Source organism: Kitasatospora sp. NPDC098652, assembly GCF_044760155.1.
Taxonomy (GTDB): Bacteria; Actinomycetota; Actinomycetes; order Streptomycetales; family Streptomycetaceae; genus Kitasatospora.
This window is the reverse complement of record NZ_JBIWAQ010000002.1, coordinates 571,368-585,553: the sequence shown is the minus strand read 5'-3', so window position 1 is coordinate 585,553 and position 14,186 is coordinate 571,368. Positions and strand designations below refer to the sequence as shown.

6 protein-coding genes are annotated in these 14,186 nt (G+C 69.0%); 4 read left to right on the top strand and 2 right to left on the bottom strand.

What is annotated here, in order from left to right; genetic code table 11:
* The coding region (locus tag ACIQWA_RS06445; RefSeq protein WP_402478876.1) for a right-handed parallel beta-helix repeat-containing protein at positions 1–2,284 on the bottom strand (2,284 nt) is incomplete at its 3' end.
* 673 nt (positions 2,285–2,957) lie between these two features.
* On the opposite strand from ACIQWA_RS06445, the gene ACIQWA_RS06440 reads away from it, so the two are divergent.
* The 4 genes from ACIQWA_RS06440 to ACIQWA_RS06425 all read left to right on the top strand — a co-directional run bounded on the left by ACIQWA_RS06440 (position 2,958) and on the right by ACIQWA_RS06425 (position 12,902).
* Positions 2,958–5,120, top strand: a complete 2,163-nt coding sequence (locus ACIQWA_RS06440) for an alpha-L-fucosidase (protein ID WP_402478873.1) — start codon at positions 2,958–2,960, stop codon at positions 5,118–5,120.
* Between the two features lie 342 nt (positions 5,121–5,462).
* Positions 5,463–6,956, top strand: a complete 1,494-nt coding sequence (locus ACIQWA_RS06435; RefSeq protein ID WP_402478870.1) for a ricin-type beta-trefoil lectin domain protein — start codon at positions 5,463–5,465, stop codon at positions 6,954–6,956.
* Between the two features lie 475 nt (positions 6,957–7,431).
* Positions 7,432–9,525, top strand: coding sequence for an alpha-L-fucosidase (locus ACIQWA_RS06430; RefSeq protein WP_402478868.1), 2,094 nt, complete (start codon positions 7,432–7,434; stop codon positions 9,523–9,525).
* Between the two features lie 137 nt (positions 9,526–9,662).
* On the top strand, positions 9,663–12,902 hold the full coding sequence (locus ACIQWA_RS06425; protein ID WP_402478865.1) for a right-handed parallel beta-helix repeat-containing protein: 3,240 nt from the start codon (positions 9,663–9,665) through the stop codon (positions 12,900–12,902).
* A 96-nt stretch (positions 12,903–12,998) separates the two neighbouring features.
* Here ACIQWA_RS06425 and ACIQWA_RS06420 read toward each other — a convergent pair whose 3' ends face one another.
* Positions 12,999–14,069, bottom strand: coding sequence for a LacI family DNA-binding transcriptional regulator (locus ACIQWA_RS06420; RefSeq protein ID WP_402478863.1), 1,071 nt, complete (start codon positions 14,067–14,069; stop codon positions 12,999–13,001).
* Positions 14,070–14,186: the final 117 nt, after the last annotated feature.

The window sequence follows — 14,186 nt, the reverse complement described above, 5'->3', positions numbered from 1 at the left end:
CGCCGGAGAACGAGTAGGTGGCGGTGGAGCCGTCGGCGGTGGCGTAGTGGATGTCGTCGCCGAGATCGCCGAAGCCGCGGTTCCCATGGAGGCTGAAGCCGCTGTAGGCGATGGACGGGTCGGTGTCGTCGAGGCGGTTGGAGACCGAGATCTGGGACGCCGGGGTGCCCGCCGGGACGGTGGCGGTGATGAAGCCGCTGGAGAGGACCTGGACATCGGAGGCGGCGAGCCGGGTGCTTCCGGCATAGATCTGGGTGCCGGGGGTGAAGCCTTCGCCGCCGATCAGCACCTGGTTGGAGCCGGTGGCGGGGGAGAAGTAGTGGACGCGCGGGCCGATGCCGGCGACGAGTGCGGCGTGCGCCGGGGTGACACCGGCGTTGGTGAGCAGACCGGCCGGCAGGTCGCCGGGCTTGGGCGTGGCCGGAATCGAGATGTTGCCGCTGGCGTGGGTGTCGATCGCCGGGTCGCATTCGTAGGCACTGTGCCTGGCGGAGAGGTAGTTGTCCGTGACCCAGATGTGGCCGGTGGCCGAGCAGCCGCCCGACTTCTCGCCCGCGCTGAAGGCGACGTTGCCCTGCCAGTTGATCCACTCGGATCCGGCGTCGTCGTAGTAGGTGAAGTTGGTGTTGCCGCCGTTGAAGGCGACGTTGCCCTGGACCTGCATGCCGTGCGCGAGCGTCTTCACGGGATCGGCCCGGTCGTAGGTGGTGGGGTTGCCGGCGGCGTCGTAGTACTGGGCCTGGTGGCCCTCGAGGTAGATCGCGCCGCCGTCCTTGAGCGTGCTCATGTAGTCGTGGATGAGGTTGTTGCTGATGGTGTTGTTCTCGTTGATGTTGATCGAGTTCTGCGGGTGGCCGGCGTTGTCGACGTGGCCCTGGATCACGCCGCCGGTGATCGCGGTGTAGGGGAGGTCGTACAGGTTGTTGTGGACGATCTTGGTGCCGCGGGAGAAGAGCAGGGTGATGCCGGTCGCGGAGTTGTAGTCGGTGCCGACGTCGTGGATGACGTTGTCGGAGACGGTGGTGTCGGTGAGGATCTCGTTGGTGCCGATGGTGTCGCCGCTGACCTGGGCGGCGTTCGGCGTGCACTTCTCCTTGATCACCGAGGGCTCGTCGGGGTCGATGGCCGGGTTCGAGTTGGTGGGGTTGGGGTCGTAGGTGCAGCCGAGCGCGAGGCCGGTGGAGGCGATGTCGGTGAACTCGTTGCCCGAGATGAGGGTGTTCTTGGAGCCGTACATCACGCTCAGGCCGGCGCCGCCGAGCCCGGTGAACCGGTTGCCGGTCAGGGTGACGTTGGTGACGGCGGTGAAGGCGACGTTGGCCAGGGGTTGGGAGAGGGCGCCCCACGGGCAGGAGCCGTAGGGGGTGGAGAAGTGGCACATGCCCTGGTTGGTGGCGCCGGTCATGCGCAGGTTGCCCTGCACGTCCGCGAACCCCTCCGGGCCGGACGGTGCGTTCCAGGTGGCGTGGGAGAACTGCAGGCCCTGGAAGGTCATGTCGTGCAGCGGGGCGCTCAGGGTGCCGGCGCCTTGCAGCAGGCTTTCCAGGCGGGGCAGTTCGATGTCGAGGTCGTTCACGCTCTGGCCGGCCGTGGGCTGGTAGTACAGCCGGCTGCCGGAGGCGTCCAGGAACCACTGCCCCGGCCGCACAAGGGCCTGGGCGTTCTCGATCACCGTCGGCTTGGTGTTCGGCGTCATCGACGGCAGGTCGCCGCTGGCCTGGCTGTACTTGGCGCGCGCGGTGACGTTCGACCAGCACGGCTGGGTCATGGTGAGCGTTCCGTTGGCGTAACCCGCCACCCGGCAGCGCGAGTGGGTCCACGCACCGTTGCCGGCCGGGTAGGTGAACTCGACTCCTGCGACCTGGGCGGGGGGCAGGGCGGCGAACCAGGCCGAGGCATTGCTGTCACCGCTGATGTCGTAGCCGGTGGCCGAGGTCGGCCACGAGCCGGTGAAGCCGAGGGAGGCGGTGCCGGCCTGGGCGACGGGGGCCTTCTGGCCGTTCACGTACAGCTGCCGGGTGGCGCTTCCGGCGGGCACGGGAGCCGACCACACGTCCGAGGAGCCCACGCGGCTCCAATCGGTGACCTGCGAGGCACCGGAGATCACCGGGCGCGCTCCCGGCGCCGCTCGCCAGACCACCGGATGGCCGGCGCTGCCCGAGTCCGTCGATCCGAAGGCCCAGGTGCTCGAGAGCCGGTAGGTGCCGCCGGCCAGGACGACGGTGACATCGGCGCCGCTGGTGGACGGCGACAGGGCTCGAACAGCGCTCTGGGCATCGGTCAAGGAGCACGGGGCGCTCTGCGTACAGGCCGATCCTGATCCGGAGGGCGAGGCGTACAGGGTCACGTCCGCCGCGGCGGACGCCGAACCGGCTGTTGCCACCGCGAATCCGGCTGCCATGATCATGGCGGTGGATGCGGCGATCAGCCGTCTGGGGTGGGGTTTCATCTGGGAACCGTTCTTGTCAGTGGCGGCGCGTCCCGCATCACCGGACACCGGAATCATCAGATCTGCGCGGGAAGTGAACCGACTTCGGCTTCCATCGGTTCAAGCCTGGTGGAGGCTGGTTCCCGGCAGCTCGCGGCGCAGAGTCATCCGATGTCTATGGGTGGCTGGACGCTACTTGTGGCCTGGGTCGCTGTCAAGGGAGCGCGTCGATCGAAGATCCGGCGACGGCGCCGATCGGCCGCAGCTGGCGGCCCGACCCCGCCATGGGTCGCCCTGATCTCGCCCCAGCAGGATGGGCTCCGCGCATCCTGCTGGGGCGACCAGTGCTCCGCACGACTCTTGACATTCATCGGACGTCTGGTTCCTAATCGACGCGTCGCTGCCTCTCGCGATATCGAGCGCCCGGTCCGGCGTCAGGAGCTGCCCGGACCTGCCCCTCACCGGCGACATCAGGCACAGACCTTCTGATCCGAGACCTCCTGCCACCCGGCACGTCCGAGGAGCCCGAATGAACAGACTGTCGCCCCTTCTCGCCTTGGCCCTGGCGGCCTCCACGATCGCCTTCGTCACGCCGCAGTCGGCCGTGGCCGCGCAGGGCGACAACTTCGCCATCGACGACCCGCTGTCGTCCTCGCGCACCCAGTGGTGGAGCGACGCGAGGTTCGGCATGTTCCTGCACTGGGGGGTGTACTCGGCCTTCCACGGTGAATACACCAAGCCGGACGGGACGACGTGCCGGGAGGCCGAGTGGATCAAGCGCAACTGCGCGATCCCCGATTCCGCCTACCTGGCCAAGGCCGCGCAGTGGAACCCGACCGAGTTCGACGCGAACGCGATCGTGAAGCTGGCCAAGGACGCCGGCCAGAAGTACATCGTGATCACCGCCAAGCACCACGACGGCTTCGCCATGTGGCCCACCCAGGTCAACGACTACAACATCCGGCAGAAGACGCCCTTCCAGCGTGACCCGCTGCGTGAACTGGCCGACGCCGCCCGCGCCAACGGGCTCCACTTCGGCGTCTACTACTCCATCTGGGACTGGCACGACCCCGACGCCCTGCCCGGCGGGAACTACCCCGAATACCTCAAACGAGCCAAGGCCCAGCTCAGCGAGCTGATCACCAACTACGACCCCGAGGTCCTCTGGTTCGACGGCTCGTACAAGGGGTACAGCGACCCGCCGAACCCCTACAGCTTCCAGGACGGCGCGCGGATGGAGGCCTACGTCCGCGGCCTCAAACCGGACGTCATCGTCAACCAGCGGGTGATCGACCACCACGGGACGAGCGATTACCACCTCCACCGACCCGGCGACGGCGACTTCAGCACCCCCGAGGGCTACTACCCCTCGTCGCCGTCTCCGGCGGAGCTGATGGAGACCTGCGACAACGTCAGCGACAAGTGGGGCTACGCCTCCTGGGACACCAAGTTCAAGTCGTCCGGCGAGCTGACCCGCAGCCTGATCCACACGACCAGCATCGACTCCAACTTCCTGCTCAACATCGGCCCCACCGACACCGGTGCCGTCTCGACCGGGCACGCCGACGCCCTGCGCGGCATCAACTCCTGGACCGCCACGAACGGCGCGGCCATCTACGGCGCCGGATACAGCGGGCTCACCAGCCAGCCGAGCTGGGGGCGGATCACCCGCAAGGCCGACAAGCTGTACCTGCTCGTCTACAACTGGCCCGGCGCGGGCAACTCCGTGCACGTCTCCGCCCTCAGCCCGTTCTCCGTGTCCGCGGCCCGCGTGCTGGGCAGCGACCAGAACGTGGCAGTCCGCGCGGCGGGGGACGGCTTCGACTTCACGCCCTCCGGCGTGGCGACCAGCCCGATCGCCACCGTGATCGAAGCCGACATCACCACCCCCGCGGCAGCACCCGTGGGCACCGGCACCGGCCTCAAGGCCGAGTTCTGGAACAACACCACCTTCACCGGTAGCCCGGCCGTGACCCGCACCGACCCCACCGTCAACTACCTCTGGCGCTACGACGGATCACCCGCCCCCGGCATAGGCACCGACTACTTCTCCTCCCGCTGGACCGGAACCATCGAGCCCCGCCACAGCGAGACCTACACATTCACCACCATCTCCGACGACACCGTCCGACTCTGGGTCGACGGCCGGCTCGTCATCGACAACACCACCCCGCACGGTCCCACCTGGAACCAGGGCAGCATCACCCTGACCGCCGGGCAGCGTTACACCATCCGTCTGGAACAGACCGAAGCGACCGGCGAAGCGGCCGCCAAACTCATCTGGACCAGCCCCAACACCCCGAAGCAGGCCGTCCCCCGGAGCCAGCTCTACCCGGCCGTCCGCACGGAGGGCGAATCCGGCGCTCTGCTGGGCGGCGCGCGGGTCGAACCGCACAGCAACGCCTCCAAGGGCCAGAACGTCGGCTACATGAGCGCCGTCGGGGACGGCGTGCGCCTGTCGAACCTGAACGCCTCGGACTCCCTGACCATCGGCTACTCCTCCGTGAGCACCGGCACGTTCAGCCTGTACATCAACGGGGTCAAGGCGCAGGCGGTCTCCTTCCCCGCCACCGGCGACTGGAACACCTTCACCACGAAGACCGTCGATGTGCCGATCCCCGCCGGCGCGGCCGTGACCCTGCAGCACGACACCGGCGACATCCCCATCAACGTCGACTACATCGACCAATAGCGTCCTCATCGGCCTTGCGCCGGGACGATTCGGCCCGTACTCCCGCAGTCGGGGGGGGGGGCGGGCCCCGCCCCCCCCCCCCCGGGGCCCCCCCGCCCCGCCCCCCCGGGCCCGGGGGGGCGGGGGGGGGGGCCGCCCGGGGGGGGGGCGGGGTGGCGGGGCGCGCGGCCCCCCCCCCCACCACGGCCCACACCCGCGACCACGCGCGCCCTCCGGGGCGTGGCGCGGGGAGTTTTGGCCCGGTCCCCCCGCGGGGGGGGGGGGGGCCGGCCCGGGCCGCCCGACCGCGGGAGCCCACCTTCCGGACCCGGATTCCCGGGTAGAAGTTCGAGGAGAAGACACGTGGCGTTATTCAGAGGTCTCGGCGCAGGCGCAGCCGCCACGGCGTTGGGCCTGGCGCTCGCGGCCGTCCCCGCCGCGCAGGCCCGGACGCAGCCCGCGCCGGCATCCCGGGCAGTCGGCGGAGAGGCCACCGACTGGTTGAGGGACGCCAAGTTCGGGGTCATGCAGCACTGGCTGGGCGAGGGCTGCCCCGGTGGCGGGTGCGGCGACCCCGCGCCGACGGCCGAGAACTGGAACACGCGGGTCAACAACTACGACGTCAACGGCGTGGTCGCCCAACTCAAGTCCATCGGCGCCAAGTACCTGGTCCTGGCCATCGGGCAGAACGACGGCTTCTGGTCCGCGCCCAACTCCGTCTACGACGGGATCGTCACCCCGACGGCCGAGCACCCGAGCCGGCTGAGCACCCGGGACCTGATCGCCGACATGGGCACGGCCCTGCACAGTGCCGGGCTGAAGTTCATCGTCTACGCGCCGGCCGACACGCCGAACCGGGACGAGTACGCCCGCCAGAAGCTCGGCGGTCCTCAGCCCGACGGCACGCCGAACTCCTCGGTCTACCAGCAGAACTGGATCAGGATCCTGACCACATGGTCGACGCAGTGGGGCACCAAGGTCGACGGGTACTGGGCCGACGGCACGTTCCGCGACCCCGCCATCGCCTCGAGCCGGCCGACCCCGTATCCCGACCTGGGCTCCTACTACACCGCGGTCGCCACAGCCCTGCGCGCCGGCAACCCCAACGCGCTGGTCGGTCTCAACCCCGGTTACGGAAGCCTCCTGCCGAAGAGTTCCCAGCCCGTCTCCGACTTCACCCCGGGCGAGTTCGCTCCCAGCCCGTGGCCGCCCCAGGGCGTCACCACCAGGTTCGTCCAGGACCGAGGCACTCAACTCCAGTTCCACACCCTGCTGGAGGCCCAGAGCAACTGGGGCGCCGCACCGAATCGCCCGATGACCTTCAGTGACGACGACATCGTCGCCAGGGCCCTGACCGTCACCGGCAACCAGGGCGTGACCACCTGGGACGTGGGCTACGACCGGTCGAACGGCCACCTGTCCGATCTCGCGGTCGCCCAGCTGACGAAGGTCGGCCAGGCCGTCGGCAACCTGCCCGGTCCGCTCCGCGGCGTCGGCAGCGGCAAATGCGTCGACGTCCCTGCCTTCAACACCCAGGACGGGACCGACCTGATCCTCTACACCTGCAACGGCGGCGCGAACCAGCAGTGGACCTTCGACGACACGAACGGAGAGGTCCGCTCGCTCGGTAAGTGCATGGAGGTCGGCGGCAGCAACGCCTTCGACGGCAACGTCGTGCAGCTGAACACCTGCAACGGCAGCGCCGGCCAGAAGTGGACCTATGATCCCGGAAGTCGTCGGCTCCAGGTCCTCGGCAAGTGCCTGGACGCCAAGGGCGCCGGAACGGCCGACCTCACCAGTCTGATCGTCTGGACCTGCCACAACAACGACAACCAGAAGTGGCGTCGCTACTCCTGATCCGCGACCGAAGCCGTTCCCGACCGCCCGGCGCTGGTGGCGCTCTGCGCGAGCCGGCGCTCGGCGGAGCCGCGCGCAGCTGCTCGGCGGTCGGGGCGGTGGAGGGCCGCTGCTGAGGGCAGCCGCACCAACGGGGGAAGCCTTCGCCGCAGGGTGGGCAGAGACATCCGATGACAGTCCCTGGTTCTGGAGATTGAAGCCGTCGAAACATGGTGTTAACCATTGACGCCGGCCACCTCGACTCCTAGTCTCAGCCCAACTGATCGGATGTTTCTTGCGTGTTGCAGGTCGATATTCACGACAGAGTCCTCCTGTCGCGTCGACGGCACCGAGGTCCTCACGGATTCTGATCCGTGTCGGCCCCCCACGAGGTGTCCACGCAGACCTTCATCGCCATGATCTCCGTCCGCCCGTCACGGCAGGCACCGCGTACTCAGGAAGGCGCCGCCTGCGACACCGAGGGAATGGAAGCCGCATGTCCGAATCGCATCAGCTCGGCCGCCGCACAGTGCTGGGAGCGATCATGGCCGTACCGGCCGTCATCGCGACCGGGTCGATGGCGAGGGCACTCGGCGTGTCCCAGAGCCTGGCCGGCTCGGCGACCGCTCCGTCAGCCGATGACGTCGGCAAGGTCATGGCCTCGCTGAGGTTCGGCATGTTCGTGCACTTCAACCCGTCCTCCCTGGTCGGACGGGAGATCAGCTGGGGTCGTAACGCCGCCCGGCCGGGCGAGGGCCCGGGCAACCAGTTCCGCGATCCGTCGGTGAAGACCGATCCCGTCTACGACGCCGCCTACCGCAGCTTCCTGCCGGAGACGGACTGGGCCACCAAGCTCGCCGCCACCGCCAAGGCCGCCGGAATGACGTATCTGGTGTTCACGACCAAGCACCACGACGGCTACCCCAACTTCCGTGCGGACAACGTCAGCCGGTCGTTCTACGCCGACTACGCCGACACGTCGCTGGGAAGGTCGGGACGCGACCTCACCCAGGAGATCGCGGACGCCGCCAGGAGCGCCGGCCTCAAGCTCGGGTTCTACTACTCTCCCCGAGACTGGACCCAGCCGGACTACGGCAGGGGCGACTACGCCACGTACCACAGCTACATGATGGAGCACCTGCGGCAGCTCCTCACCCAGTACGGCAAGGTCGACTTCCTCTGGTACGACAGCATCCCGTACGCCGACCGGAAGCCGTTCAACCCGCCGGAGCTGCTGACGGTTCCCCGGGAGCTGCAGCCGGGCATCCTGATCAACGACCGCGCCTACTCGAGCATGGGTTTCCAGCCCGTGCCGCAGGAGCTCGCCGGGGACTTCGACACGCCTGAGGGGAAGGTCGGCGCCTTCAACCTGACACGGCCCTGGGAGTCGTGTATGAGCATCACGCCGGACGCGTGGTCCTGGCAGTCGGGCCAGCGTATGTCCGACTTCCCGGCGGTGCTCAGGAGCCTCGCCTCGACGGCCGTCGGAGACGGCAGTCTCCTGCTCAACGTACCGCCGACGAAGACCGGCTACCTGGAGGACCGGGTCCTGTCCGTCCTGAGCCAGGTCGGCGACTGGATGGGGAGCAACAAGCAGACGATCATCGGCACCCGCGGCGGGCCGTACCGTTCCGGCGACGCCGGCGGGGCGACCTACACGGGCAGCACGATCTACCTGCACATCACCGGTGATCTGCGCCCGGTCAAGCTCCGGCTGCCGGCCCTCAAGGCCACGGTGAAGTCGATCACCACTCTCGACGGCAGGCCGGTGACGTTCTCCGCGGCCGCCCAGGGCGACTTGTTCCTCGACCTGGCCGGGATCACCAAGACCGACTCGGACCTCGTCCTCCAACTCGCCGTCGACCGGCCCATGAGCCCGGAGTTCGTGACGGACCGGCCGATTTCGTGGAACACGTCCGAGGCGATGGTGTACGAGCACACCAGCTACGCCGGCGCCGGAGTGTCCCTGCCCCTCGGCAGTTACACCTCCGCCCGGTTGTCGGCCCTCGGCGCGGGCTTCGGCATCTCCTCGATCCGGGTGCCCCGCGGCTACCGGGTGCTCGGCTACCCCGGCGACGACTTCACCGGCACCCCGTGGACCTTCATCGCCGACGCCCCCGATGTGGGACCGGCCAACGACGTCATCAAGTCGCTGAAGGTGACGTTCGACCCGGCCGCGTACTTCCGGCTCGTCAACGTCACCGACGGTCTGCTGCTGGACAGCGGCGGCAACGTCGCCAACGGCTCCGACCTCAAGCAGTGGGAGCCGGGCGGCAGCCCCAACCTGCAGTGGCAGGCCGAGGAACTCGGCAACGGCTACTACAAGCTCGTCAACCGCGCCAACGGTATGGCCGCCGACGGCTGGGGCGCGACCGGCTTCGGCAGCCCGGCCCGGCAGTCGGCCTGGAACGGCAGTGCCAACCAGCAGTGGCAGATCACCGACCGCGGCAGCGGCCGGTACTCCGTCGCCAACCGCACCTCGGGCCTGGTCCTCGACGGCGGCGGCCAGGTCCCCTCCGGGTCCGTGACGAAGCAGTGGGAGTGGGGGACCAGCACCAACCTCCTGTGGACCTTCGAATCGGTCGGCTGACCATCACGAGGTGGCCGTTTCGCCCCCAGCGGGCGGCACGGTCGACGCGTGGGTTCCGGCACCGGTGACGGGCGACGCTCCAGAGCCGTGTCGGTGTCCGCACCCTGGAACCCCCCCCAGCGCAAGGAGCCGCAGTCATGCCCCACCCCCATCGGTCCAGCACCCGGAGACGGCCGGCCGGGCGTCTGCTCGCCCTGGCCGCCTCGGCCGCTCTGACGGCCCTCGCCCTCACCCCTGCCCTGTCCGGGCCGGCGGTGGCCGCGGCGCCCGCGGACCCCGCAGCGGTCAACCTCTACGTCGCGACCGACGGCGACGACGACAACGAGGGCACCTCGGAGGTGCAGGCGTTCCTGACCCCCGCCCGGGCCCAGACCGCGGCCAGGACGGCGAGTGCGGCCGGCAGCGCCGTCCACGTCTGGATGCGCGGCGGCACGTACCACCTGGCCGCCACCCTGACCTTCACGGCGGCCGACTCCGGCAGTGCGTCGGCCCCGGTCACCTACTCCGCCTATCCCGGTGAGAAGGCCGTCCTCAGCGGTGGCCGCAAGGTCCCGCCGGCCTGGTCGACGTACTCGGGCGACATCAAGGTCGCCGACATCGGCACCGGCCTGGACCTGGACGGGCTGTTCCTGAACGGCAAGCAGCAGGTCCTCGCCCGCTATCCGAACGCCGACGCCAACGCGGCGCCCCTCAACGGCACCACCAGCATGTCCACCCTCAACAGCAGGTCACAGAGCTGGCGTGACCCGGCCACCGGCTTCGTCCGCGCTCTGCACAACGGGCACTGGGGAGGCAACGACTACCGGATCACCGGCCGTACCTCCTCGGGGCTCCAACTGCAGTGGGTGGGCGACAACAACCGTGGAAGCGGCAAGGACGACAACAGGGTCGTGGCGGAGAACGTCTTCGAGGAGCTCGACGCCCCGGGCGAGTGGTTCTACGACAAGGCCGCCGGGAAGCTGTACTTCCAGCCGCCCGCCGGCACCGATCCGAACACCGCCGTGGTCGAGACCGCCGAACTCAACGAACTGGTGAGGATCGAGGGCGCGTCGGCCACCGAGCCCGTCCACGACCTCACCTTCGACGGCTTCACCTACACCGGGACCCACCGCACCCTCTTCAACACGCCCTACGAGGGCCTGCAACTGGGCGACTGGGCGATCGCCCGGGCCGGTGCGGTCCACGCCAGGAACGCCGAACGGATCACCGTCTCCAACTCCGCCTTCCAGGAGGTCGGCGGCAACGGCGTCTTCATCGACGGCTACGGCAAGGGCGACGTCATCACACGCAACCGGTTCACCGGCTCGGGCGCCAGCGACGTGCAGGTCGTGGGCTCCCGCAGCGCCGTGCGCGATCCCTCCACCTGGTCCGCGATGGTCAACCCACCCACCGACTCGACCCCCGGGCCCAGGAGCGAGGACTACCCGCGCGACATCACGGTCAGCTACAACAGCATGGCCGGCATGGGCCGCTTCGAGAAGCAGAGCTCCGGTGTCAACATCTCCATGAGCAGCCGGGTCACCGTCGCCCACAACACCGTTCACGACAGCCCGCGCGCCTGCGTGAACGTCAACGACGGCACCTGGGGCGGCCATCTCATCGAGTACAACGACATCTTCGACTGCGTGAAGGAGACCTCGGACCACGGGCCGATCAACGCCTGGGGCCGCGACCGCTTCTGGCCCATCGCCGGCCCCGACCTCAACAGGAGCGCGGCCTCCGACGCCTACCAGAAGCAGATCTCCCAGCTCGACGTCGTCGAGCCGATCACCATCAGCAACAACAGGATCTGGCACAACAGCGAGTGGGCCGTCGACCTCGACGACGGCTCCACCAACTACGTCGTCAAGAACAACCTGCTGCTGAACGCCGGCATCAAGCTCCGGGACGGCTTCAACCGCACCGTCACCAACAACATCCTGGTGAACGGCACCATCTACGAGCAGATCACCCACCGCGATGTCGGTGACACGATCAAGAACAACATCACCCTCTTCGGCAAGGCGTACGACAACGTCCAGAGCGACCCGGCCATCGCGAAGTACACGGTCGACAACAACCTGTTCTGGAACAACGGCCAGTCGGTCAGCGGCCTCGACGGCGCCTGGGCGTCCAACGGCCTGGACAGGAACTCCAGGACCGCCGACCCGCTCTTCACCCGGGGCTCGCCCTGGACCGACCCCGCGATGAAGGACTACACCGTCGCCGCGGTCTCCCCGGCACTGACGCTCGGCTTCACCAACTTCCCGATGGACCGGTTCGGCACCGGCAACGCCGGCGAGGCCACGCCGCCCGCCGTCACCTGGCCCAACGCGCCGGTGGTGCCGACGATCAAGGACCAGAAGGAGCTGCTCCTGGGCGCCACCGCCAAGGACATCGGCGGCAACGCGGACCAGTCCGCCACCGGCCTCCCGGACCAGAACGGCTTCTACCTGGTCTCCGTGCCCACCGACTCGCCCGCGTACGTCCAGGGCCTGCGCAGCAACGACGTGATCCGCAAGATCAACGGAACCGCGGTCACCGACCGCAACAGCTTCTGGACCGTCTACAACAGGGTCGCTCCCGGAAGCACCGCCACCCTCGAGGTGTGGCGCGGCCAGCAGAGCGGACCCGTGGCCACGGTCACCAAGCCGATCACCGCCCAGACGTACAACGACACCGCGGGCGTGACCTACACCGGCACCGGGTGGAGCTGGCACTACGCGGCCATCGGCGGGGCGAACTCCCTGATGGACGACCTCTGGGCCACCACCAGGATCGGTGACTCCTTCAGCTACACCTTCAACGGCACCGGGATCGAGTTCATCACCGAGACCAACTCCGACGAGGGCCAGATCGAGATCTCGATCGACGGTGTGGTGCAGCAGACCGTCGACGCCTACAGCAGCAGCCGCAAGTACCAGCAGACCGTCTTCACCGCGAGCGGCCTGACCCCGGGCGAGCACACGATCACCGGGGTGATGAAGACCGGCGGCTACCTGATCGTCGACGGATTCAAGGTCCCCGCGACGCCCCAGACGCTCAACGACGACGCCGCCGGCATCACCTACACCGGCACCTGGTCCGTCAGCTCCAACCGCACCTTCGGCGACTACGGCGGCGACGTCCACTACACCACGACCAACGGCGACTCCTTCGGCGTCACCTTCACCGGCACCGGCGTCGACTACGTGACCGAGAAGTATGCGGACCAGGGGCTGGCGGACGTCTACCTCGACGGCGTCCTGAAGGCCACCGTCGACACCTCCAACCCCACCCGTCTCGCCCAGCAGACCGTCTACAGCGCCCGCGACCTGACCCCGGGCAGCCACACCCTGCGGGTCGTCAAGAAGAGCGGGTACTACCTGCTCCTCGACCGCATCACCTACATCCCCTGACAGCTCTGCACCTCGGTCGGATACGCGTGCTCGCAGCAACCGCCACCGCCTGCTCGACGGCATCTACCGCCCCTCCGCCACCTGGAAGTTCACCGCCTACAGGTCCACAGCTCGACCTTCGTGTTCGCGGACCGGCGCCGACTCGCGTGGGGTGGCGGTCGAGCGGCGGACGACGACCTCGGTGGGGAGCACGACCGGCTCCACGGCGGCGCCGTCCACCATGCTCAGCAACGCGTGCACGGCGCCGGTGCCCATCGCCGCGGCGTCCTGGCGGACGGTGGTGAGCGGCGGGGAGGCGAAGGCGGCGAGGTCGATGTCGTCGAAGCCGGTGACCGACACGTCCTCGGGCACCCGAAGGCCGTGCTCGTGCAGCGCGCGCAGGACCCCGAGGGCCATCATGTCGCTCTCGGCGATCACGGCGGTGAAGTCGCGCCGCGCCTCCAGCAGGGCGAGCGTCTGCCGGTAGGCGTCTTCGACGGACCAGTCCGACCTGCGGGCCAGGTCGGGCTCCTCGGGGATGCCGTGCGCGGCCAGCGCCTGCCGGATGCCGGTGAGGCGGTCCTGTCCGGAGGGGTCGGTCTCCGTGCCGGTGACCCGGGCGATGCGGCGATGTCCCAGCCGGATCAGGTGCTCGGTGACCTGCCGTGCACCCGCGGTGTTGTCCGAGGTCACGTACGTCGCGCACGGACCGGTGCCGATGGTGTCGATGAACACGGTCGGCAGCCGGGACTCGATCAGGGCCTGGGTCCGCACGTCGTTCGGCGGGCAGGCGACCATGATCGCGCCGGCCACCCGCCGGGACCGCAGCAGCCGGACGTAGCTGTCGCTGGACGCGCTGGACGGGCGCGAGGGCAGCAGCAGGTCGTACCCGGCCTTCGCCGCGGCCTCCTCGATGTGTCGCAGGACGTCGAGGTGGAAGTGGTACTGCGGCCGCGTGAGCTGGGACAGGGCCCACAGGTCGTTGGCGAAGAACCCCAGGGCGATCGTCCTGGACCGGGCGCCGGACAGGCTCTGCGCCGCCACGTCCGGCTCATAGCCGAGGGCCGTCGCCGCCGCCTCGACCCGCTGGCGGGTGGCCTCGCTGACCTTGGCCGTGCCGGACAGCACTCGGGAGACCGTCGCCCGGGAGACGCCCGCCAGGCGCGCCACATCCTCGCTCGTGGCCATCGTCCACCTCTCGCTCGACGCGCTGATGAACGCGCGTGCCATCGTCCTCCCGGAAGTATTCGGGCACCGGTCTATGCCTGTCAATTAGAAGTGAACAAAGTGTTTCCGGGGTATTGA